Genomic DNA, 25192 nt, shown 5'->3' on the forward strand with positions numbered 1-25192 from the left:
CAATAAGTTTCCTAAAGTTAGCGTGGTCTAAATATCCGTTCGTTAATCGTTGTCTGTTATTATTCCACTTTGGTAATCGGCGCAAACCCCGCAAGCAGGCGTTTCACACCCACGGGAGCCGGAAAAGCAATCTGTAGCTCCGTGTCATTCCCGCTGCCTTTAACAGATACAACGGTGCCCGTGCCCCATTTGCCGTGGGAGACCTTGTCACCGGCTTTGTAATCGCCAGCTGCAGCAGCCCCTGCTCCGGTAGCACGCTGTGCGCCTCCGGAGGTCACGGTCACGCTGCTCTTGCTTGCCGCCGCTGACGCCGTGCTTCCGCCGCCTGCCGGCGTAGCTCCGATGGCGCCACCCCGGCCGCCAAAGTTCCCACGGCCACCGCTGCCGAAGCCGCGTCCGCCGTAAGCACCGCCTGCCTCCGCGCCTCCGCGCTGGAAGCGGTCTTGAGTCTTAACGGTATCTTCCTTCAGTTCCTCCGGAATCTCCTCTAAGAAGCGGGACGGTTGGTTCGCCGTCGTCCGGCCAAAGAGCGTACGCATCCGCGCACAAGAGAGAAACAGTTGTTTCTCCGCGCGGGTGATCCCCACATACGCAAGCCGGCGTTCCTCTTCCAGCTCGTCGTTGTCCTGGAAGGCACGGCTGTGTGGGAACACGCCTTCTTCCATTCCGACGATAAATACCGTCGGGAACTCCAGACCTTTGGCGCTGTGCATCGTCATTAACACAACCGCATCACTACGATCCTCTTCATCATCGTTCACACTATCGATATCTGCGATAAGTGCAAGATCCGTGAGGAAGGAGACCAGCGACTTGTCTTCGTTGTTCTTTTCAAACTCCATCGTCACCGATAAGAACTCATCGATATTCTCTAGCCGCGAGCGTGATTCGAGTGTGTTTTCATTTTGCAGCTCCAAACGGTACTGGGACATCTCCAGTATTTTTTCCGTCAATTCGGTTACAGACAAGAACTCCACCATACGGTGTAGAGCTTCAATCATATCGTAGAACTCTACTAGCATATTCCGCGTCCGTCCAGCAAAGCCCAAATCATCGACCGTTTGCAGTACTCGGAAAATAGAAACACCACGTTCACCAGCAGCAGCTGCCAGCTTGCCAACCGTTGTATCTCCTAATCCACGCTTAGGAACATTAATAATACGCGTCAGGCTGATATCATCATCAGGGTTAGACAGTAAACGTAGATACGCCAGCAGATCCTTGATTTCTTTACGATCATAGAACTTGATCCCGCCAACGATTTGATATGGAATATCTGATTTGATCAAAATTTCCTCTATTACCCGTGACTGAGCATTCGTCCGATACAGAATCGCGTGATTCTGGTAAGCTTGACCTTGCTTCACATTTTTGCTGATTTCTCCGGTTACAAAATACCCTTCGTCATGCTCAGAATCCGCCCGGTACACCTTAATCTTGGCGCCTTCCTCGGAATCGGTCCACAGCTTTTTCGGTTTACGGCCACTATTAAGCGCGATTACCCCATTGGCTGCATTCAGGATATTAGCGGTTGAACGGTAATTCTGTTCTAGCAGAATCGTCTTCGCTTCCGGATAATCCTCTTCAAAATTAAGAATATTCGTAATATCCGCACCACGCCAGCGATAGATCGACTGGTCACTATCCCCTACCACGCAAATGCGGTGGTGGCTGTCTGCCAGCATGCGGCACAACATGTATTGTGCTCTGTTCGTATCCTGATACTCATCCACATGGATGTATTTGAACTTCTTTTGGTAAAAATCCAGAACCTCGGGAACTTCCTTAAATAATTCGATAGTCTTCATAATCAAATCATCAAAATCAAGCGAGTTATTGCTTCTCAAACGCCGTTGGTACATTTTATAAACCTTGGCAACTAAACCTTCGAAATAATCACCGACTTTTTGCTCATACTGCGCCGGAGTAATCAGTTCATTCTTAGATGCGCTAATTATGGCTTGTACAGCTTTCGGTTCGAATTTTTTCGTATCAATATTCAGTTCCTTCATGCAATTACGAATTACTGATAACTGGTCTGTAGAGTCCAGAATCGAGAAGTTGGAAGTAAATCCAATGCGCTCAATATCCTTCCGCAAGATCCGAACACACATGGAGTGAAAGGTGGATACCCAAATATCTCTTCCCTCAGGTCCAACGAGCTTAGATACACGTTCCTGCATTTCCCTCGCAGCTTTATTCGTAAATGTAATCGCCAAAATCGCCCAAGGCGGCGCCTTTCGATTAGCAATCAGCCAGGCAATTCTGTGAGTCAGCACTCTCGTCTTCCCACTGCCCGCACCAGCCATAATCAAAAGGGGTCCTTCAGTAGTTTCGACAGCCTGCCTTTGTGGAGGATTCAATCGGCTGACCGCGTCTTGTATGTTAATAAGTTGCATGTGTAACATGCTCCTTTCTAAAAATGAAATTACAAATCATAAGTAGTCCATAAGCTAACCGCTAGTCGAACTGCTCTTGCACCGTCTTTTTAACAGCAAATACCGTACGAATTGCCTGCTCTACATCCCGATAAATAATATTGCCGACAACTACTGTATCACATAGAGCTGCTGCCTGCTCGGCCTCTGCCTCACAAGTAATGCCGCCTCCATAAAATAGTTGGGCTTGCTCCACCATCTCACGCACTATACGTACTGTCTCCATATCCCCAAATCTACCGCTATATTCAAGATATACTATTGGCAGAGACATCAGCTTGTCCGCAACCTGGGCATACGCAGCCGCCTCTTCAGCATTAATGGTTGTCTCGGCCCCTGTAATCCGCGCAACTGAAGAATCACTGTTCAAAACGACGTAACCTTCCGTTAGCAGCTGATCCCATGGGATCATAAATCCATAACGCTCTATAGCTCGACGATGATGGCCTACAATCCAAGCTGGATCAGGTGTATTTAGCACCATAGGAATCATATAAAGATCAAATCCGGGTACAGCAGCTTCAAGTTCGGATACCTCGAGTGCACAGGGCAGCTCAAAACGTCTTACTCTTGATAAGAGATCTACTGTATTCTCATAAGTAACTCCTGTAGAGCCTCCTATCAATATGGCATCCGTGCCGGACAAGCAAACGGCCTCCAAATCCTCATCTGAAATCATACGATCTGGGTCCAACTTAAACACATGCCGCCAAGGTTTGATCATTTGCTGTACTGATTTCATGGGAATCATCCTTAATTGTCATTTGGGCAAGACAAAACACTCCTGCCGCCGCAAAAGATATAGATCTAGTCTATGCCAGCACAGGAGGTGTGTCAATTTAAAGCGAACAAAAATACGAACATTTTTTCGCATATAAATTTGGGGTCCCCGCAAAGTACCTGAATACGCATCTGAGGAAAGCAGCACTTTGCAGGGATATATTAGTTGTAATGAGTGGATATAGATTTCAACGTATACCTCTGAGGTTATTCAAATCATTTTCAGGCACAAAATCACTATAAAATCCGTCTACTCCCATACGAGATAGCTCTCTAATCTCATCCTCTTCATCCACTGTATGAACGTATACACGAGCTCCGATATTTTTTAACTGTTTGACAAAACTCTTGGTGGCCCGGCTAACTGGCATCGTAATATCCACACCTGTTTTTTTAACAAACTCAATAACTTGTTCATCCGTATCCTTAGATTGGTACAGGGTGTAAAGCACTTCTGGAAAAGAATACACCTTATTGATCTCATCAAGCATCGGCTGATTGTAGATCTGTGGAACTATCCGCTCCAACAACGCTGGATCCCGACGCTGCGCCGCTTCGGTCAGCAATGTAAATTGCTTCTCTATAAGTTCCGGTTGGATTTCTTTGGTATCCGTAACGATATAAGCATCTGGATAATTCTGCATTAGATCAAGCACCTTCTCAATATCAAGCGGAGAGTATATATTCAGGATGGGGCTGTCCATAAATTCCTCGTAATCTAGTGCCACACCCTGTTTATTAGCAGGGAGAACCTCCAACTGACCTAAAAGCTTGCTCATATTGCCTGTCCATTCATGCCGAGCAACCAACTGATCATCCTTCGATAACAAAAAATCAACTTCAAATACGCGAGTTCCCCGTTCATAGTTAGCGACAAAGGCCTCCCAAGCATTGGTATACGTATATCCGTTAATTCCCCCCATGGCATGTGCAACGATTCTGTGCGCTTCAAAACCGCTCGTGGGTTGCTCTTCCTCTTTGTTCAACGTTATTACAAGAATCATTATTAGTGCGACAATCATTACTACGGTTGCAATAATCTTTTTCTTATTCATAGTTGTGAGTTTCCTTTGCAAAGTTTAGATTAGAAAATTAATACCCCGCTCTGCCAGTGGCAAAACGGGGTATTATTAAAATTTCACAAATCTAAATAAGTGCAGGTCTCAATATGCGTTTTTGTTAACGAAGCCGTTGCGAATCGTTTTGAAAATAATTCGAATATCGAACAGTAAGGACCAGTTTTCGATATAGAAAATATCGTGCTTAATCCGTTCCTCAATTGAAGTGTCCCCGCGCAGCCCATTGCTCTGTGCCCAGCCCGTAATTCCTGGACGCACATGGTGCTTCACCATATACTTCGGAATTTCATCACGGAATTGTTCTACATAAAATGGTCGTTCTGGCCGTGGGCCAACTACACTCATATGACCGAGTAATACATTAAAAAATTGCGGAAGCTCATCCAGACTTGTCTTACGGATAAAGGTTCCAAATCGAGTTCTACGAGGATCTTCCCGCGTACTCCAACCTGTATCCTCTTCCCCGTCCTGCTGCAGCTTCATTGAACGAAACTTATACATCATAAAATTACGCCGATTAAGTCCCACCCGTTCCTGCCGGAATATGATCGGTCCCGGTGAGGTAAGACGTACGCCGAGAGCTACGATCAGCATCACGGGAGATATCATAATAATAGCGAATAGAGAGAACACGATATCAAACAAACGTTTTGCCATCTTATTCCCCGTCATATCCAGTGGAATATCACGAACATTAATCATTGGCATACCTGCAAAGTTATCAAAGTAAGGACGCGCCGGTAAATAATCAAAGAAATCCGGAATAATCAATGTGCGTACCCCTGCTTTTTCACAGGCCGCAATAATCGAAGGATATTTAGAATGCGCATCGAGCGGCAAAGCAAGAATAACCTCGTCCACAGGCAGCATCTCCAGCATTCCGGATAACTGATCAACCGTACCTAGAATCGGTTTATAGCGCTGTTCTTCAATTCCATCCCAAGTATGATAGTCGTCTAAGAAACCAATAGCTTCATATCCGAGCTCTGGATATTGCTCCAAATTGTTGTAGAATCTTTTGCCGAGTGTACCAGCGCCGATGATAAGTACGAACTGGCGGTTCAATCCTTTTTCGCGCAAAGATTTAAGCATCTTCTTCAACACATAACGGTAAAGCATAATGGAAAGAACGTTAAATCCCATATAAATAGCAAGGTAGACACGGGAGATATCAATTTCTTTCACAAAAAACATCAAACCCAGCAGAATAAAAATACCAATTATATGCACTTGAAAAATCTTCAGAAATTCATCGACGAAACGTTTCTTACGCTTAGGCAAATAAAGCGATAAAAGGATACCAATTAAGACAGCTACTACGCCATAAATCATACTCCAATAAGCGTAAGACTCTACAGGCAGCGTGTTATAGGATTCCATCCATCCGCTCTTGAACTTGATCCACCAAGCCGCTAAAAAGGACAGTTGGATGACAAGAAAGTCAGCAACCATATAGAGCTGTGTCAAAAATTTCTGATTCCGCCGAATCATAATCTCACCTCAGTATTCTTATCGTTACGAGCGCCTGTTTCCGTAGCAGAGCTAAGACTCTGTGCAGGTGATGGAACTGCTTTAGGAAAGATTAGGACATTCCGCAAAAGGGACAGAGCAAACTTCATACCAACACCAGCATATACTGTTCCATTTATAATACTGTTGTACTTCCTACTATAATGCTTACGATGAAATAAAATCATTGCCCTGTGAAATTCATAGACGATCTTGAACGGTCTACGTCTGGCACTGCCGCCTTTGAGATGGACGATGGAGGTCTTCGGATAATAATAAATCTCCCAACCAGCCTCTTTAATACGATAGCACCAGTCTAAATCCTCACCGTACATAAAAAACTCTTCATCTAATCCGCCGACCTGATCAATCGTCTCCCGCCGCAGCAGCATAAACGCACCCACCAGACAATCTATCGGGTAATCAAGATCAGGGTCCAGATAACCTAACTGGTAACCGTTAAACTTCGGTCGATCCGGAAACAACTTACTGAAACCAAAAGCATAATAGAAGGAAGCTGACGGTGTAGGAAATCCTCGCTTACACGCTTTATCCAGCGACCCATCTGGCAATATAATCTTACATCCTGACGCCCCAACATCGGGACGACCATCCATAAAGGAGATCATCGTCTCCAGCGTATCCCTGCGCACCACCGTATCTGAATTGAGCAATAGTACATACCGTCCGGACGAAGCTTCCATCCCCTGATTATTTGCACGGGCAAAACCGACATTGTCGTTATTTGCGATCAACATGACACTTGGAAACTCTCTACCAATCATCTCTACCGAATCATCATGGGAATTGTTGTCTATCAAAATAATCTCATAGGAATAGTTCGTTTCTGAGTCATATACCGACCTGATACAGTCCATCGTCAGGCGACACGTGTTGTAATTGACAATAAGTATGCTTACATCTACATTCACTGCGTAACGCTCCTGACAAATATAGTAATCTACCGACAATTATTATAACATAAAACCTCCCTGAGAGGAGGTGACCTTTCAGGGAGGTTTTTCCAGATACTGTTTGATTTACGTGCTCTTTCGCTCTTTTACGATGGTCTGTATATATTTTCGTTTCTTTTTTAACGCTGGGAGCTGAGTAAAAAAGGATTTCCACGCTACGATTAACTTCGGCTCTCTCAGAAGCATATAACCATGAGCGGCAATTTCATAGGGAAGGGAAATCAAGATTGTCTTCAGCATAGTTCGAGCCGATTCATTCTTGTAGATCATTTTGTAGCGATTAATGTAAGATATTCGCCGGATGAACATTGGTTTGGTACTACGGCCAGACGTTTTCCACCCACGTTCATGATACCCAATTGCCTCAGCATCATAATACCCCTGCCAGCCAAATAGCTGGGCTCTCCAAGCCACATCCACATCTTCCTTATATGCAAAAAAATCTGCATCAAAAAACTCCCCATCAACACTAACGTCTTCAATCATCCGTCGAGAATACATCGCCGCCGCCCCAGATACACCAAATACTGTACCCGACTGTTTCCATAGTTCTGCTGGCTCCCCCGCACCACGGTCAAACGCACGACGTGCCTTGTTCATCTGAAGACCAGTGCTATCCACTGATCCGTGATCAGCCTTTAGCAAAAGCATACCTGTGGCGCTGCCGATCTGTGGATTATTCTCCATCTGTGTGATTAGTCTGGAGATATAGTCTGGAGCCAGCGTCAAATCCGGATTAAGGACTAGTATGTAATCTGTTTCTGTAGCAGCTATAGCTTGGTTATGAGCTGGGGCGAAGCCTGTGTTTTTTTGATTTTGGATAAGTAGAAGGCTCGTGGGCGCTTCCTTGTTAGCTTGTGAATTGAACAGATCTAATTCCTCTAGTGAATTACTAGAAAAAGCCCCTTTATCGACCGCGTTAAAGAATATATTCACTTTCTCTGCACAATCGTCCGAAGACGCATTGTCCACAACAACAATTTTCTCAATAGGATAATCCTGTGCCATTACTGCCTCTAAGCAATCTATAATGTCATCCGCACTGTTGTAGGTGACGATATGTACACTAACTGTTTTGTTATTCATGAGTATCCTCGACTTTGTAATTTCTAATTAACTACCTGCTTCCTTCTTATTATAACGAAAGAACACAAAAAACTCCCGCATCGTTTTATACGATTTAGGAGTTCGGTGAAATAGTTATTCTTTTAACTCCAAGAGGAAAGCTCTGAGGCCTTCGCGCCAATGACGTATATCCTGAAAACCATTCGTACGAATTGACAAATGCTCCATCACCGAATTACGAGGACGTGGTGCAGGCCGTGGAAACTGTTCCGTAGCACATGGTTCAACCTTGGCAGTAAATTGCAAACCTAATACGTCCTCCGCCTCTACAAAAATAGCCTCTGTAAATTCAAACCAAGTACAAGAATCGCTATTTGACGCATGATACACGCCATACTTCTCAGTTTGAATAAGCTCAAGCAAAAATCGAGCTAAATCAACTGTGTAGGTAGGTGAACCCTTTTGGTCGTCCACAACCTGAAGCAACGGCTTTTCTTGACCAAGCTTTAGCATTGTTTTGACAAAGTTATTCCCATATTTACCGTACACCCATGATGTGCGTACGATGAAGAATTTAGAGGAAAGGGATTGAATGAGAACTTCGCCCGCACGTTTCGATTTGCCATAAATACTCTTAGGATCTGTATTATCGTATTCATGGTAAGGCTGTATTCCAAGACCATCAAAAACATAATCGGTACTGATATATACCAGTTTAGCTCTAGATTTTTCAGAAGCTAGCGCTACGTTTCGGCTTCCAGTAGCATTAATAGTATATGCTCCGTCGATGTCTTTTTCTGCTACATCAACAGCAGTGTGTGCAGCACAATGTATAACAACGTCCGGGCCAAAACCACCTATCACTTCGTTACATTGATCAATATCAGTAATATCCATTTCATGCCGATCGCAGCCCATTACTTCGTGACCTTGATGCTGGAGCAGTAAAACTACATCTTGACCTAGTTGTCCCGCCGCGCCTGTAACAAGTATCTTCATAGGGATCATAATAGAGAGTCTCCTAAACGATTACCATACTGTAACGCAGCATACTTTTGATATTCTCCTGATTGAATACGGGTCCACCACTCCCGATTCTTTATATACCATTGAATGGTTTCTTTGATTCCTGTCTCAAATGAATATTTTGGCTTCCAGCCTAGCTCATTCATAATCTTAGTCGGATCAATACCATACCGGCGATCATGACCTGGACGGTCTTTAACGTAATTAATCAGAGAATCTGGTTTGCCTAGTTCTTGCAATACCGTGTTTACAATCTGCATATTCGTACGCTCATTATTACCACCGATATTGTACACCTCACCATTCACACCCTCATGAATAACCAAATCAATAGCACTACAGTGATCCTCAACATACAACCAATCGCGAATATTCATTCCATCGCCATAAACAGGCAACGCTTGATCAGCAAGTGCGCGGGAGATCATCAACGGAATAAGCTTTTCAGGGAATTGGTAGGGACCATAATTATTGGAGCAACGTGTGATATTTATTGGAAGCCCATAGGTTTCATGATAAGCACGAACAAGGAAATCTGCACCTGCCTTACTAGCTGAATAAGGACTATTAGGATTTAAAGGGGTCTCTTCCGTGAAGAAACTGGTTGCTCCGAGGGATCCGTACACCTCATCCGTAGATACTTGAACAAATTTAGTTACCCCGTATTTTTTTGCTGCTTCCAAAAGCACTTGAGTTCCAAATACATTCGTTTTCACAAATACTTCTGGCTCTAAAATACTCCGATCAACATGCGACTCAGCTGCAAAATTCACCACAATATCTATGCCTTTGCTAAACAAGCTATTTATTTCATCTACTTCTCTAATATCCGACTTAAAAAATGAATATTTTTGATTTCCTTCTAATGATTTTAAGTTATCCAGATTACCGGAATAAGTCAATAAGTCTGCATTTAAAAAGTTATAATCAGGATATTTCTGAATCATACTTTTCAAAAAATTACTACCAATAAATCCAGCTCCGCCAGTGACAAGGATTTTCATACACGGTCATCTCCTAGATCCAGTATCATAGCAATCCATTTATTGTATGTTAATCTTAATTATTAGTGAAAGTTGTTTCCCTCTAAATCAAAAAGAGCACATTAACAGGTATAGGATTCCTGTTAATGCGCTCTTTTAAATTTTGGAGACACCTCACAATTAAACTTGCAAATTGATAAACTCAAGTCGATATGCAAATGTCTGATTTATCAAAATCAGTTCACTTTTCAACAATTTTTATCTTTATTGGTTTATACTGGTGTTCTTTATCTTTAGATATTATTATGAATTCTATTTCGCCAGCATCAATTAATTCTTCTGTATTGATATTAATCGAGAATCCAGAGTTATACAGATTGGAATTCTTAAAATATTCCGATACACTTGGTCTAGGCAAACCATACTCTCCGGAATAGTATTTATTTCCGACTTTTAAGAAAACGTTAGTCGCTGTACTCATTTCTTGAGAATCTAGAGCCCATCCAACAAAATTGGTTAATTTCTTTGAAGTGTCCACTTCAACTTCATTTTGAGACTTAACGAATTCTCCATTTGAGTAGTCTAGCCAAAAAGATGGATTGCTACTTACCGGTAAATTCACATAAGAGTTATAACTTTTGAAACTTTCGGATGATTCTACGATTGAAGGCAAAGTACCATCCAGCATTCGCTCGACATTTTCATAAATAACAATATCTGGCTTATATAGTTCTATAAAACTTTTTAATCGATTAATGTTATCAGTGTATATAAAGTTCATTTCTGAAAAACTCTCAGAAATATATGGAGTTAAAAAATTATACAAATAACTATCACCTAAGATTAACACTTTAGGCAGGTTCGGATCCTTATTAGTATAAGACACACTTAAATCACTATGAATCAAGTTTAAATCTTTAAACTTATCTTTAATCTGTACTGCATTACTTTCCTTTTTAAGTTTAAAGGCATAATCTGTTTCCTTGAAACGAACTACATCATATAAATTAAATTCCCGCTCATATGGTGTTATTTCAAAATCATCCCATGATAATATTTTTATATTTGGATAATATTTTTTAACCCTCTCCATCAATTCTAAATACCCAATAAAGGCTCCATAATTATTCCAATGTGCATTATCGTATCTAGGAGAATATAAAGTTTGTAGTTTTTTCGCCTCAAAAAGGGCCTTTTTAGGTGTAAATATATCTAACTTTTCCTTGCTAGATAAATAGTCCACTAGGATATCTGTTCTTGATACTTCTCCAATTTTGTAAATAGAGCTAGGATAATTTTCTGGATAAATAGTTTTTTTATCTAGATTTATCATGGTGATAAATGGAATATCCTTCTCATCTAAGTACTCATTTATCAGTTTGAAAGAATCCCCCCAAAGTTCTAACTGCTGACTAGTAGGGAGATTTAAATGCTGATAATCTTTAATGATTTCTGGTGTCACATAGTACAGCCAATCATTTTTCCCAACAATTGTATCAGTCCTAGTTAGATTCCCAAATAATTTATATTGAAGAGAAGTATTAAGTTTTAAAAACTCATCCCTGAATCCTAAATTATCATTAAACCACGCTTCATACTCTTTAATTATTTGAGTATTAAAAGTACCTTCGACTGTTTTAAGTGAAGGGAAACTGGCAAGTGCTCTATTTTCAGCAACTGATATTTGCCCTGCTGTTCTATTAACAGTTATCAAAGGTATAGAAATCATAGTAATAAAGATTACCCCTAAAGAAACATTAAAGAGCTTGGATGCTTTCATGCAAAGAACCCCTTCAGAATCGGAAATAGATAAATGGATTATATGTCGATGTTGCCAAAAACATCATACAAAGAATTAGAAGTATCACAATATAAATGTTCTGGATCAACATGCTAAAGACAGTATGTTCCTCATACTCCCCTATATTTTCCCTAATATATTTTGAGACAGGTATTGAAGCAATGCATGCAAGGAATAAGACTGTAATAACCAAAGGATTCAAATAATAACCTACACTAAAACCCACATCAAAAGATCGTCCAATCCCAAACATTACCTTCAAATAATCCAGAGCCTCTGTTAAATTAGTAGCTCTAAATAAAACCCAACCGATAAGAACTACTAATGAAGTATAAAACCAAGAAATGATTTTAGGGATGGTTATTTTATAATTTCTTTTCTTAATAACCCGCTCTATAATCAAGAATAATCCATGCCATAATCCCCAAATTATAAAATTCCAGGCTGCTCCGTGCCATAATCCGGTCACCATAAAGACAACGAGTAAATTAATATATACGTTTCCTCTTCGATTTCCACCAAGTGGAATGTAAAGATAGTCTTTAAACCATGATGAAAGGGATATATGCCATCTTCTCCAGAATTCTGTTACAGACTTAGAGATATAGGGGAAATTAAAATTCTCTTTGAATTTAAAGCCAAACATCCTCGCTAGACCAATTGCCATATCTGAATAGCCTGAAAAGTCAAAATAAATTTGGAAAGCATAACAAATGGCCCCTATCCAAGCAGTAGCCAATGTATTTTGGTGAGGAGACAAAGCGAATATATCATCTGCCACTTGTCCCAATGTGTTTGCAATGATCACCTTTTTCCCAAGCCCCATAACAAAGCGTCTGATACCATATGCGAAGTCATCGACTGTAGTAACCCTATTATCGATTTGATCGTGCACATCTACATATCTAACTATAGGTCCAGCAATCAATTGAGGGAAAAATGCTTTAAACAAAGCAAATTTCAGAAAATTCCTTTGAACATCAACTTTATTCCAATAAACATCTATTACGTATGAAAGGCCTTGAAATGTGAAAAATGAAATGCCAATAGGCAAAACAATATGCTTAAGTGGCAAATCTAATCCTAGTATATTATTAGTGCTCGAGATAAAAAAATCAAAGTATTTATAATAAAATAGCAAAGCACAGTTTACTACTACTCCTAATAGCATAATAACTTTGCTAATTGAAGCATTGAATTTGTTCTGAGAAATATCAATAAGAAAACCAAACACATAATTAATAATTATTGATAATATAATTACAAATACAAATTTAGGCTCTCCCCAAGCATAAAAAAACAAACTAGCCAACAACAATAGAAAATTTCGATATTCTATTTTTACTAAGTAATAAACTAATAATAATAAAGGTAAAAAGCAAAATAAAAAAACAGAAGAACTAAATACCATTCTTGTTAACCTCATTTCAAGAGATGAGAATACAAAAGCTATCCTCTTGTTACATTCGTATTTTCTGTTTTGTTTTCCTTAATATATTCCACAAAAAAGTAGGTGTGTATTTTTTAGCCTTTGCCTTAATTTTCTTTTTCACTAAACTTTTAAGTGATATATTTCCCCATATGCTATTAACAAGATGTACATGACCATAATGATGTCCTAATTGTCCAAATAATGCGGTATTCAGTTCTCTCAACATATAATGAAGGTTAGTAACTTCAATTTTAGCAAAAGAATTAGTCATCACCCAAGCTGGATAATATCCTTCATGTTGAACAACAAAGCTATAAATTCTTTCAATACCGTGTAAGATCGTACCATCATTAGCATTTGGTTCTTTAGGGAAATCCTCATATTTCCAATCATAGTCAATTAGTGTTTTCAAAGCTTTTGGTCTAAACCAAAACATTGTGCCTAAAGGTGAAATAGGTTCTTTAAAATTGTCCATATTCACTTTAAGCTTCATATCTTCAGCTAATTTTTTCGTTATTTCATAGTTAGCCCCCCATTCAGTTCCTAATACACCGTAAAATGCAGCATGATTTGGAGGTGGAGGTGTTAGAAGGCCTAAACGAGGATTTTTATGAAATGTATCTATTACATTCTCAACAAATATTTTATTAGATAGAACATTTTCAAAACACTTATAAGAGAAGGACTCTCCTATACTGTAAGGTTCAAATTGTTTTGTTTTTTTGTCATGAGCAAAGCAAACAAAATCATAATCTAAAAGAAAATCTTTAGCCCCTACAAGTAAAGAGCTGACATCTCTTCCTCTATTCTCAATCAATATAACCTCAAGTTTATTACAATTAAGCTTTGAAAATTGAATTTGAATTAATTCTTTCATTTTTGGTGAACTAGTTGTTACATATATATCGGCGGTATCCGGCATAGACTTCGCATATTCAAAACAATAGTCAATTAAATCTTCATAATAAATATGAATAATCAAAGCAATCTTATCGTCTCTGTATTTAACCGTTTCAGTGGGATAATTATCATCTGATAAAATGTAATTAAAATGCATTCTATTTTTAATATCCGCCATATTTTCGGACCGCAGCAAATTATCCCATATTAAATTAACATCATAATCCAAGTGTTCTTTTATGTAGTTATAAACTTCAACAGCTGGTTCTCCCGTAGTACTACCTAAGAACTCATTGTATTCGTTATAAAAACCTTTTCTCTTTATTACTGGGCATTTTCTATTTTTCACAAGTTCAAGTGGCATTAACATTAATGGATAGTAAGTGTGTTTTCTCAAATCTTCGGTATCTACATAAACAGCCCATTTAAATCCGCGTTCACTAAACTCTTTGGTAAATATCGCTTCATGGAATCCAACTGCCTCACCATAAGAAGTAACTGGGGGCATATTATCCCAATATCGTTTGAACTCTATACTATTTAGCATTTCTTTTCTTACACAAATAAAGCTTGACTGAACATGTTCAGGGATATATCCATACTTAATAGTTCCAAATGGATCAAAATCATATCCGTGGTGCACCGTGATTCCCCAAAAATCCAAGTCCTTTTTATTCATATCTTCAAACATATTTTTAAAAGGATACAATGGCCCATACATAGTAAAGTTTAAAAGGACTACTTCATCATAATTGGAAAGAGCGTCCCATCCAAAGTACTCCATTCCTTCCTTATAAGCCCATACATCGAATCCCTTATTTTCACGCACTAAAATTTTATCGGTAATCTTTTTAAATTTCTCCCTACCCTCAGGGGTTAAAACTCCATTACAAACTACTAACAAGTCATCTAAAGATAGCTTAAGGTCATTTAAAAAATAACTAACGTAATCATCTACAATTCCATCCTTATCATAAAAAAAGAATATTCCAAGTCTCTTTGGCCTCTGAAGCTGATCCAATCTCATGCTACCTATTCCTACCTTCTACTTTAATATGAAATTTATCAAAACAAGCCCTTTATTTCTTTAATCTTGTCGCTATTCCCCCAAATACCTGGTGAATCATAAGGACGTTCAGGGAAAGCTCCATAGTCAAGCTTTATGGAAAAGTTATTAGTTTCTAAAAAATCTTCTACCTTTTCCTTCAAACTAATTGGGTTACCAGAGCAACAATTTATAATACCAGTAACTTTTGTTTGCATAACACTTAATGAAATTTGTTTCGCCAATTCATCGACAGTAATGAAATCATATTTATTTTCTCCCGTAGTAAATGGAAAAATCTCTTTACCCTCTTTTTCTGCTTGAATTATCTTTGAAAACACTGACTTACTTTTAGCGTCATCTCCATAAATATAAAAGGCTCTTAACCATTGAAATACAACATCATCCTTATTTTGAAGAAGAATACTAAGGGATTGTCGCAAACTGTTTTTAGCAATGCCATATAAGGAATGGGGATTTGTAGGTGTACTTTCATTAATTTCACCTTCGAAATAACCAACTTCATGCATTGTTCCCATTACTGCAACATGCTTTAAACCACCTTCAACCATAGATCTTATAAATTTATAGTGAGAATATAAATGTAACATATGTGATTCAGCATTATGAACAAATCCATCCCTCCATGCCATGTGTAAGCAAACATCTGGACTTCCTAATTCTTCATAGATATTGTCATATTCAGCAAATATATTAAACTCAAGTTTTTTCGCTCGATCATCAATAAACTCGGTGTTAAAATCAACGGCAGAAACCTGTATTCCAAGATCCAACAATGTCTTTACTACAAAACGACCAATATATCCCCCTGCTCCGGTTACCAAAACAGTACTAATCTTTGACATCTAACACACTCCCATATCTATTATTAATCTTGAAATTCATTAGCCACGTTCATAAGCATCACAAACTTCATCAACTGTACCTATAGCTTTAACTTCTCCTTTATTAATCCAGATTGCATTTTTACAAACTTTTTTAACTTGATCAATAGAATGAGATACTAAAATAAGAGTCGCTCCAGCTGATGTCATATCGCTCATTCTTTGTTCACATTTTGCCTGAAAGGCAGCATCTCCAACTGCTAATATCTCATCCACAATTAACACATCTGGATTAACGATAGTTGCGATAGAGAAACCCAATCTAGCAATCATACCAGATGAGTAATTTTTAAGTGGGACATCTACAAACTCATGTAATTCAGAAAAATCAATAATATCGTCATACCGTTCATGTAAGAATTTTTTGGAGTACCCTAGTAGAGCACCATTAAGATACACATTTTCTCTTGCAGTCAGTTCCATATCAAAGCCCGCGCCTAACTCTATTAAAGGCGCCACAGATCCATTTATTATCGTTTTTCCAGTAGTGGGGCTAAATATTCCTGAAATAATCTTTAACATTGTACTTTTTCCAGAACCATTGCCTCCAACTATGGCAAAAGAATCACCTTTTTCAACTTTAAAAGAGATATTCCTCAGAGCAAAGAACTCATCACGATCAATGTCACGTTTGAGTAATTTTATAATATATTCCTTCAAACTATTTATTTTTTCTTTTTCTAAATTGAATCTCATAGATACATCTAGAACTTCAATTGCATACTCCATGATATTCCAAACCCTTCCATCCATCTATATATGAAGAACAAAATTCTTCTGATTTTTATAAAAAATCACAAGACCTAATAATAAAGAAATGACTGAGAACATTACACACATTAGATTAGTTTGAGCATCTGGAACCCTACCATATAACACCACATCACGAAATGCTTCTACATAATAATATAACGGATTACTAAAGATAATGGATCTTACATAATCAGGGACTATACTTACCGGGTAGAATATAGGGGTAAGATACGTCCAAGCTGATAATAATATAGTATATAGATGTAGCATATCACGAAAGTAAACAGCTAGAACTGACATAATAAGTCCCATACCTATTGAAAAACACAATATATATATTAGTGGGATAGGGAAAAAGAGAATTGCTGGAGTTATCTTCACACCTGTAAACAAAATAACTATAAAAATTGCAAGCAGAGAGAATACAAGAGTAACAAATGAAGATAAGACTCTTGAGATAGGAAAAATATATTTGGGAACATATACCTTTTTTATAAGGGAACCACCACTTAAAATTGATGTCATAGACATAGTGGTAGACTCAGAAAAAAAGCTGAAAATTATCTGACCTGATAATAAATATACTGGAAAATTTGGGATATCAAATCTGAAGACGCTTGAAAAAACAGCTGTCAAAACAATCATCATTAACAAAGGACTAAGAAGACTCCAAAGATATCCTAGAAAGGAGCGTCTATATTTCACCTTTAGATCTCGGATAACAAACTCGCGCAATAAGCCCTTGTATTTCCAGAAATTCTTAAAGTATCTCAATTTCATATCATTCCTTATTTTTATCTGTTATAAGACTTCACCTAATGGGGCAAAACACGAATTTTATTAAGATATCTTTTTAAAGCTAGTTTCCAATGAGGTAGACGGCTGAATCCCTGTTGATCAAGTTTATCCTTAGACATAGTAGAATTTTTTGGTCGTATAGCTTTTACCGGATATAAATCTGAGGTTATAAAATTAACTTCAGTTGAATAATCAGCCAAACGGAAAATTTCAACTGCAAATTCTGCCCAGCTACATTGACCCTCGTTTGTAGCATGATAAATACCATAATTATTGGTTTTTATCATTTCAAATATCAAATTCGCCAGATCTTCCGTGTGTGTTGGTGAACCGATTTGGTCAGAAACCACATTCACAACATTTTGCCTCTTACCAATTTTCAACATTGTATCCACAAAATTATGTCCATTGATTCCAAAGGCCCATGAGGTTCTGATAATAAAGTATTTATCAGTCTCATTAATAACCCTTCTTTCACCCTCCAACTTTGATTGACCATATACTGATAAAGGTCCTGTTGGTGAATCAACATCATATGCATTAGGATTATCACCTGAGAAAACATAGTCAGTACTAATATAAACAAGTTTTGCATTAATTTGATTACATAGTATTGCAATATTCTCTGTAACATCAACATTCACAAGTTTACATTGATCAATTTGTATTTCAGCCTTCTCTACATCAGTGAAGGCTGCGGAATGGATTACTACATCAGGCATATACTCTAAAAATAAACGTTCTGTGGCCTTGAAATCAGTCAAGTCCAATGAATTCACATCTAATCCTACATTACTAACTCCATGACTATTTAAACATTCTACAACATCAAAACCCAGTTGTCCTTTTGCTCCAGTTACTATAACTCTCATTTGGTCGTACTCCTATAGCACATCGGCAGATTCTATATCCTTTAATAAACTCAATCCTATTCTTCCTGTGAATTGTAAAAGTTTTGTTCCTGATATTCGCCATTATTAACTCTATCTAACCAATCCTTGTTATCTAAATACCAACGAATAGTCATTCGTATTCCTTTTTCAAACATAATTGTTGGTTCCCATCCTAAATCATCCTTCATTTTCGTAGGATCGATCGCATATCTTTTATCATGCCCTAGTCTATCCTCAACATGTTTAATTAGAGATTCAGGTTTTCCAATCTCCTCAAGAATCAGCTTAACTATATCAATATTAGCTTTTTCATTATGCCCACCTACGTTATATACTTCTCCCGGCAAGCCTGAATGAAGCACGCTATCAATTGCAATACAATGATCTTCCACATACAACCAATCTCTTACATTCAATCCATCTCCATAAACAGGTAATTCTTTGTCTTCCAGCGCGTTAGAAATCATTAAAGGTATCAGTTTTTCAGGAAATTGGAACGGTCCATAATTATTAGAACATCTTGTAATGGATGTATTTAAACCAAAAGTTTCATGATAAGCTCTGACAAACATATCAGCCGATGCCTTACTTGCTGAATACGGACTATTAGGAGCCAAAGGAGTTGTCTCTTCAAAATATCCAGTTTCACCCAGCGAACCATATACCTCATCAGTAGAAACTTGAACATATTTGGTGCCAGATTTAGAAGACCAGAATTTTTTACACACATCCAACAATGTCTGTGTACCTAAAATATTCGTTTTCAGGAAAACTTGTGGGTCAAGGATACTACGATCCACATGAGACTCAGCTGCAAAATTCACAACAGAATCAGGCTGATAATCCTCAAATATTTTATTTAGCAACTCACTATCACATATATCGCCCTTAATAAATACATGATTTTTATTTCCTTCTATACTCTTTAGATTATCTAAATTCCCTGCATAAGTTAAAACATCAAGATTAATAATTTTATAGTGAGGATACTTTGCAACCATGTGAAGAACAAAATTACTCCCAATAAAACCTGCTCCACCAGTCACCAGTATCACTGAAGGTTTATGTGTAGCCGCTTTTTTAATTTCGTTAGTCGTAGACAATATATTCTTCCCCTTATTAGTTATTTGGTAAACAATCATCTATTCTAAGTTATTACAATCCCAACTCTACCAAAGTTTTAAGTTTTTTATCCTTATCAGATAACAAAACATTTTCAATTCCTTCAAGATGCCAATCAATGTTTAGCTCAGGATCATTCCAAAGTATACCGCTCTCATACTCAGGATGGTAGTAGTCAGTACATTTATATACAAACTCCGCTTCATCAGACAACACTACAAAACCATGAGCAAAGCCTTCTGGTACATAAAACTGTTTTTTATTTTCTCCTGAAAGTAAAACTCCGTGCCATTGTTTATATGTTGGAGAATTTTTTCGTAAATCGACAGCAACATCAAACACCTCTCCTGAAAGAACACGAACTAGCTTTCCTTGGGGATACTTAGTTTGAAAATGAAGACCTCTAAGTACGCCTTTTTTAGACTTTGATTGATTATCTTGCACAAAAACAATATCGAGTCCTGCATTTTTATAATCATTTAAATTGTATGTTTCCATGAAATACCCACGATCGTCACCAAAAACTTTGGGTTCGATGATTACCAGATCTTTAATATTAGTATCGTGAAAAATAAACTGTCCCATATGTTCCTCCTCAAAAATCGTCTTTTATTATAGTTATCTTATGTTTAAATAAAGTCTTCGGCAACATTCACCAAATATTTACCGTATTCTGTTTTCAAAAGCGGCTTAGCTAGGATTAGAAGTTGTTCTTTTGTGATGTATTTCTTTTTAAAAGCAATTTCTTCTAGACAGGCAACATATAATCCTTGCCGCTTTTGAATAGCCTCAACAAAGTTACTTGCTTCCAACATAGCATCATGGGTTCCAGTATCCATCCAAGCCATACCTCTTCCAAGAAGCTTAACGTTCAACATGCCTCTCCGCAGATATTCGTTATTTATTTCAGTAATCTCAAGTTCTCCTCTAGCAGATGGTTTAATACTTTTCGCAATTTCAATTACTTGATTATCATAAAAATAAAGTCCTGGTACTGCATAGTTAGATTTCGGATTTTTAGGTTTTTCCTCGATCGATATAACCTTCCCATTATCATCCGATTCAATTACACCATAAGCTTCCGGATTCTTTACAAAATACCCGAAGATAGTACCACCCGTTTTAATTTCAGATGCTTCTTTCAAAAACCGCCCAAAGCTTTGTCCATAGAAAATATTATCTCCTAGTATTAAGGATACATTATCTTCGCCTATAAAATCTTCACCTATAATAAAAGCTTCAGCCAATCCTCTCGGCTCATCTTGTACTGCATATGAAATGTTCAATCCTAGATTTGAACCGTCACCAAATAGTTCTTTGAAACCTTTGATATCTCTAGGGGTTGAAATAATCAATATTTCTTGTATTCCAGCTAACATTAGTACTGACATCGGATAATAAATCATTGGTTTATCATACACAGGAATAATCTGCTTAGATATTGCAATTGTTAGAGGATACAATCTTGTACCCGATCCTCCGGCTAATATAATACCCTTCATAATAAATAGAAACCCCTCTCTACTTAATAAGTATAAATAAATTTTTATGTACCTTTTGTTTGGCTCATAATATGAATCCAATTAATACTGACTCTCAGCATAAGAATATGCTAAAATATTGTCGTACCTACAGGAAAAGGAGATTATAACGTGTCGAAACCAGTATACGGTAAAAACGCCGCTCAGTCGAGAAATGTTGAAAAGATAGCAAGTCCGATTTGGGCATTAGTTGTTGGTTTTATTCTATTTTTGTGTTGGACCCCATTTCAAGTGGGATTGTTTAATGGATCGCTAGTAGATTACGAGAAGCCAATATATGTATCCGCACTATTAAGCGCACTGATGCTGCTAGTCTGTGTTGGCTTGAACTACAAACAATTCAAGCTTGAAGAGCAGAGTGATTTAGTAGCTTGGGCAGCATTATTGCTCCCTGTGACCTATGCTCTGTCACTGTTTGTCGCAGTTTCGCATTATACGGCGATGAATATGCTGTTCATTCAGTGTACATATGCCGCAGTTTTCATTATAGCCTTTTATCTCATGAAGCAAAAGCAAGTAAATGTTGTCATTCAAAATGCTATATTAGCGATTGCGTATTTTATAGTGGGTTTTGGACTTTTAAATTGGCTAGGCAGTGGTAAATTAGCAGGAGATCTTATAGGTTGGTTCTCAAACACCGTCCGAAATGATGTCTATTTAGATGCTGTTATGACTGACTCTAACGGACTTCGTCTGACTTCGATCTTTCAGTACGCAAATACGTACGCTGCCTTCTTGATGGCCTTTCTATTTGTAGCAATATTCGCGCTTATTCGCTCTAAAAATTGGTATGGAACGTTAACACACAGCTTTATGTTGGTACCTATCATTGTTTCTATCTTACTGACGTTATCTCGTGGCGGCTTAGTCCTGCTACCTGTAGTATTCATACTCCTACTTCTATTCCTAAAACCTGCACAGCAAATCCTTTGGATTCTGCATCTAGGAGTTGCTGGTATTGCTTCGCTACTAATTACAACTCCAGTGACCAATCTGGGCTTAGAGTTAAATACAAATTTCACTTCATCCGCTGCCTTAAAGGGTTGGGGATACCTGCTGGGTGCTTCAATAGTTGTTGCCATTATCGGCTGGATGATCCAACGTTTCGTATCTCCATGGTTACATATGAAATTGGAGAAAGTGTCGTCCCGTAAACTGACAGGTTTATGGATACCACTCGGATCAGTTGTGCTGGTAGCCATTGTAGCATTCTTGCTCATTGGTACAAGTGCAAAAAGCATCTTACCCGACAATATGGAGACTCGCCTCGAGAACATCAATTTCCAACAACATAGTGTACTCGAACGGATTACTTTTTATAAGGATGCCTTGAAGGTAGTTAAGGATTATCCGATCCTCGGTGCTGGTGGAGGAGGCTGGGCCTCGCTGTATGAGCATTATCAGAACAACCCTTATACAAGCCGGCAGGTGCATAACTTCTTCTTACAATTTCTCATTGAAGTAGGTATTGTTGGATTTCTCATATTTATGAGTTTCATTCTGTATATCTTCTATAAATATATTCGTGGGTATGTAAAAAGGGATAAGAATGAATTCGAGAATGGTTTCTTCTATTTAATTATTGCTCTATCTATTCTTGTGCACAGTCTACTTGATTTCAACATGAGTTATGCCTTTATGGGAATACTAGTTTTTATTGGCCTTGCCGGAATGGCAGTAGTTATGGATAGCAAGCCACTGCGGAAAAATTGGAATAAAGCGGGCATCCGTTTCGGATACCTCGCTGTGCTTTCTTTAGGAACCTTGTTCCTAGTGTTCTTGTCAATCAGCTATATTGGCTCCAGTAACTCTGCTTTGAAAGCTAAACAATTGAGAAGTTATAGCACTTCCTACGAAGAGCTTAGAGCCCCATTGATTGAGACTTTGAACAAACGTCCAAGTCATCCAGAATCGACAATTTATCTATCGGCCTTGGATCAGCAGGTATTTAGTCAAACACAACAGGAACAGTTCCTTGACGAGGCATACAGTGTATTAACTCGCTCACTCAAAGATGAGCCATACAACAAAAATCTTCTGCTCCAATTAGTGAGCTACTACGATCTGAAAGGTCAAAGCGACGTCGCCTTGGGTATTTACCGTGACAACGCAGATAAGTTCAACTGGGATATCGATTGGTATGATGCAATAATCAGCCGTTCCTTTGCCTTAGGTCAGCAGGCACTTAATCAAAAAGATGAGACAAAGAAACAAGAGTATTTCAATGAAGCGCAAGAAGCATATAATCATGTTCTTGCTGGAATAGAACATCTGAAGACTCTTCCACCAGAACAACTGCAAGGGCGTCCTTTCTCAGTAACGCCAACTATCGCTTTGAACGTTGGCAAAATGCAACTTTTATCCGGACAAGAGGATGCAGCGAAGTCCACCCTCAAGCTTAATTCAGATGCTAATTACACGGATATTATGAACAGTGAAGCTCCGTGGGATATAAATTGGTACAGTTCACTCATCAGCCGTTCATTTGATTTGGGGCAGGCAGCTTATGCACAACAAGATAATCCAGATAGAATAGACAACATGAAAGCTGGTTTTGTCATTGGGCTTTTGGCCTACGATCATGTACTTGCGGATAATGATCCTTCGAAGACGTTTAATCCGGATGTAACACTGAAGGTAGGAAAGATGCAGTATATGTCTGGAAAGATACAAATTGCAGCCTCCATCTTAAAAACAGCCTTAAGCCAAGATTTCGCTGATGCAACCAATCGTGAGATTGCTCGTTGGTACCTTGCTGCACTGGCGAAAACTGGTGGTGAAGATCAGGTACTATACGATTCGCTGATCGCAGCTGATCCTGCGGAAGCAGCACAAGTTGAGGCCATTACAAATTCACAATTTTAAAAAAAGAAAGAAACCATAAAGGCGCGCCACTGTAATTACAGTGGCGCGCCTTTTTTCGATATATGAGATTTACTTATAGCCCGACCTTAGCTGCTTCGCTCTCGACAAGCTCTTTCATATAACGAAGCAAGTCATCTTTAAGCTCCTCGTGTTGAAGTGCATAATGAATGGTAGTCTGGATAAAGCCCATTTTCTCACCCACATCATGACGTTTACCTTCAAAGTCATAGGCAATAATTCGTTCAACCTCGCTTAGACGTGCTATCGCGTCAGTAAGTTGGATCTCTCCGCCTACACCCACCTGCTGTTCTCCAAGCATATCGAAGATACGTGGAGTTAAAATATATCGTCCAAGAATAGCTAAGTTCGAAGGAGCCTCTTCTCTCTTCGGCTTTTCCACTAGACGATTTGCCTTGTAGACACGTTCCGCCAAAGGCGAACCATCTACCACACCATACCGTGATACTTCCTCCCACGGAACAGGCTGAACACCTACAATAGAAGATTTATACTCGTCATATATGTCAATCATCTGTTTGAGGCACGGTTTGTCCGCTTCAACAATATCATCGCCGAGTAGGACAGCAAACGGTTCGTTTCCTATGAATTTACGTGCACACCAAATCGCATGTCCGAGACCTCTTGGCTCTTTTTGGCGGATATAATGGATATCAGCCATTTCAGAAGATTTGCGAACGGATTCAAGCAGCTCCCACTTCTGCTTCTCAGCCAAGTTAAATTCCAGTTCAAATGAGTTATCAAAGTGGTCCTCAATCGCACGTTTTCCTTTCCCCGTTACAATAATAATATCCTCGATCCCGGAAGCGACTGCTTCTTCAACAATATATTGGATCGTTGGTTTATCTACAATCGGTAGCATTTCTTTAGGCATTGCTTTAGTTGCAGGTAAAAAACGAGTGCCGAGACCTGCGGCGGGAATAATCGCTTTACGGATCTTCATCACATTAACTCCTTCTATCGTATACTCTTTTCAATTACATATCTGTAAGTACCCTAAAATGGCATATTTCTTTCAATTATAGCAGTTACAGCACATTTATGTCAGAGTGTTTGTTATATTTGTATATCTATTCCAATGAAATAAGAGGGCAGGAATTATAATCAATTATTGCTATTTTAAATACTTTGCTGACCCTATAATATACTACTATTTAGTATATGCAAATTAGGGTGAGGACGAGATCAATTCCGAAAAAAGGGCTAAGCAATACCAGCATCTACCTGGTAGTTACTTAGCCCTTATCTTTAACTCTTAACTCTTA

20 protein-coding genes are annotated in these 25192 nt (G+C 38.6%); 1 reads left to right on the forward strand and 19 read right to left on the reverse strand.

Going from position 1 to position 25192, the window contains the following annotated elements; genetic code table 11:
* Positions 1-59: 59 nt before the first annotated feature.
* The 18 genes from pcrA to rfbA form a co-directional block, all read right to left on the reverse strand.
* The gene (gene pcrA / locus NST25_RS28345; protein WP_340392950.1) at positions 60-2399 is read right to left on the reverse strand and encodes a DNA helicase PcrA; all 2340 of its coding nucleotides are present in this window, start codon (positions 2397-2399) and stop codon (positions 60-62) included.
* A 61-nt stretch (positions 2400-2460) separates the two neighbouring features.
* Positions 2461-3180 (reverse strand): heptaprenylglyceryl phosphate synthase, encoded by a 720-nt coding sequence (locus NST25_RS28350; RefSeq protein WP_139330100.1) that lies wholly within the window; start codon positions 3178-3180, stop codon positions 2461-2463.
* A gap of 226 nt (positions 3181-3406) precedes the next feature.
* Complete coding sequence (locus NST25_RS28355; RefSeq protein ID WP_076179707.1) at positions 3407-4273, reverse strand: phosphatidylinositol-specific phospholipase C/glycerophosphodiester phosphodiesterase family protein; 867 nt, start codon at positions 4271-4273, stop codon at positions 3407-3409.
* A 108-nt stretch (positions 4274-4381) separates the two neighbouring features.
* The gene (locus tag NST25_RS28360; protein WP_076307489.1) at positions 4382-5788 is read right to left on the reverse strand and encodes an undecaprenyl-phosphate glucose phosphotransferase; all 1407 of its coding nucleotides are present in this window, start codon (positions 5786-5788) and stop codon (positions 4382-4384) included.
* Positions 5785-6738, reverse strand: coding sequence for a glycosyltransferase family 2 protein (locus NST25_RS28365; protein WP_339188644.1), 954 nt, complete (start codon positions 6736-6738; stop codon positions 5785-5787). The genes NST25_RS28360 and NST25_RS28365 overlap by 4 nt, the downstream gene beginning before the upstream one ends.
* Positions 6739-6846: 108 nt before the next feature.
* Complete coding sequence (locus NST25_RS28370) at positions 6847-7866, reverse strand: glycosyltransferase family 2 protein (RefSeq protein ID WP_340392951.1); 1020 nt, start codon at positions 7864-7866, stop codon at positions 6847-6849.
* Between the two features lie 114 nt (positions 7867-7980).
* Complete coding sequence (gene rfbD / locus NST25_RS28375) at positions 7981-8844, reverse strand: dTDP-4-dehydrorhamnose reductase (RefSeq protein WP_076307609.1); 864 nt, start codon at positions 8842-8844, stop codon at positions 7981-7983.
* A 5-nt stretch (positions 8845-8849) separates the two neighbouring features.
* On the reverse strand, positions 8850-9875 hold the full coding sequence (gene rfbB / locus NST25_RS28380; RefSeq protein ID WP_076307492.1) for a dTDP-glucose 4,6-dehydratase: 1026 nt from the start codon (positions 9873-9875) through the stop codon (positions 8850-8852).
* Positions 9876-10095: 220 nt separating this feature from the next.
* On the reverse strand, positions 10096-11634 hold the full coding sequence (locus tag NST25_RS28385; RefSeq protein WP_076307493.1) for a hypothetical protein: 1539 nt from the start codon (positions 11632-11634) through the stop codon (positions 10096-10098).
* 13 nt (positions 11635-11647) lie between these two features.
* On the reverse strand, positions 11648-13066 hold the full coding sequence (locus NST25_RS28390; RefSeq protein WP_076307494.1) for an MBOAT family protein: 1419 nt from the start codon (positions 13064-13066) through the stop codon (positions 11648-11650).
* Positions 13067-13115: 49 nt separating this feature from the next.
* Positions 13116-15014 carry a rhamnan synthesis F family protein gene (locus NST25_RS28395; protein ID WP_076307495.1) on the reverse strand — a complete coding sequence of 633 codons (1899 nt, stop codon included), beginning with the start codon at positions 15012-15014 and terminating at the stop codon, positions 13116-13118.
* Positions 15015-15052: 38 nt separating this feature from the next.
* Positions 15053-15898: an NAD(P)-dependent oxidoreductase gene (locus tag NST25_RS28400; RefSeq protein WP_076307496.1), complete on the reverse strand. Its 846-nt coding sequence runs from the start codon at positions 15896-15898 to the stop codon at positions 15053-15055.
* 39 nt (positions 15899-15937) lie between these two features.
* Positions 15938-16666, reverse strand: a complete 729-nt coding sequence (locus NST25_RS28405; protein ID WP_076307610.1) for an ABC transporter ATP-binding protein — start codon at positions 16664-16666, stop codon at positions 15938-15940.
* Between the two features lie 24 nt (positions 16667-16690).
* On the reverse strand, positions 16691-17470 hold the full coding sequence (locus NST25_RS28410) for an ABC transporter permease (protein ID WP_076307497.1): 780 nt from the start codon (positions 17468-17470) through the stop codon (positions 16691-16693).
* A 35-nt stretch (positions 17471-17505) separates the two neighbouring features.
* Positions 17506-18360 (reverse strand): dTDP-4-dehydrorhamnose reductase, encoded by an 855-nt coding sequence (rfbD, locus tag NST25_RS28415; protein WP_076307498.1) that lies wholly within the window; start codon positions 18358-18360, stop codon positions 17506-17508.
* 56 nt (positions 18361-18416) lie between these two features.
* Positions 18417-19484, reverse strand: coding sequence for a dTDP-glucose 4,6-dehydratase (gene rfbB / locus NST25_RS28420; protein ID WP_256715998.1), 1068 nt, complete (start codon positions 19482-19484; stop codon positions 18417-18419).
* A gap of 52 nt (positions 19485-19536) precedes the next feature.
* The gene (gene rfbC / locus NST25_RS28425) at positions 19537-20088 is read right to left on the reverse strand and encodes a dTDP-4-dehydrorhamnose 3,5-epimerase (RefSeq protein ID WP_076307499.1); all 552 of its coding nucleotides are present in this window, start codon (positions 20086-20088) and stop codon (positions 19537-19539) included.
* A gap of 44 nt (positions 20089-20132) precedes the next feature.
* Positions 20133-21005 carry a glucose-1-phosphate thymidylyltransferase RfbA gene (rfbA, locus tag NST25_RS28430; RefSeq protein WP_076307500.1) on the reverse strand — a complete coding sequence of 291 codons (873 nt, stop codon included), beginning with the start codon at positions 21003-21005 and terminating at the stop codon, positions 20133-20135.
* 150 nt (positions 21006-21155) lie between these two features.
* Between rfbA and NST25_RS28435 the strand changes: the two genes are divergently transcribed.
* Positions 21156-23909 (forward strand): O-antigen ligase family protein, encoded by a 2754-nt coding sequence (locus NST25_RS28435; RefSeq protein WP_340392956.1) that lies wholly within the window; start codon positions 21156-21158, stop codon positions 23907-23909.
* 73 nt (positions 23910-23982) lie between these two features.
* Here the strand turns inward: NST25_RS28435 and galU are convergent, their stop codons facing one another.
* Entirely contained in the window at positions 23983-24870 is an 888-nt protein-coding gene (gene galU / locus NST25_RS28440; RefSeq protein ID WP_076099650.1) for a UTP--glucose-1-phosphate uridylyltransferase GalU, read from the reverse strand.
* Between the last annotated feature and the right edge of the window lie 322 nt (positions 24871-25192).

Source organism: Paenibacillus sp. FSL E2-0190 (genome assembly GCF_037992965.1).
GTDB lineage: Bacteria > Bacillota > Bacilli > Paenibacillales > Paenibacillaceae > Paenibacillus_AQ > Paenibacillus_AQ odorifer.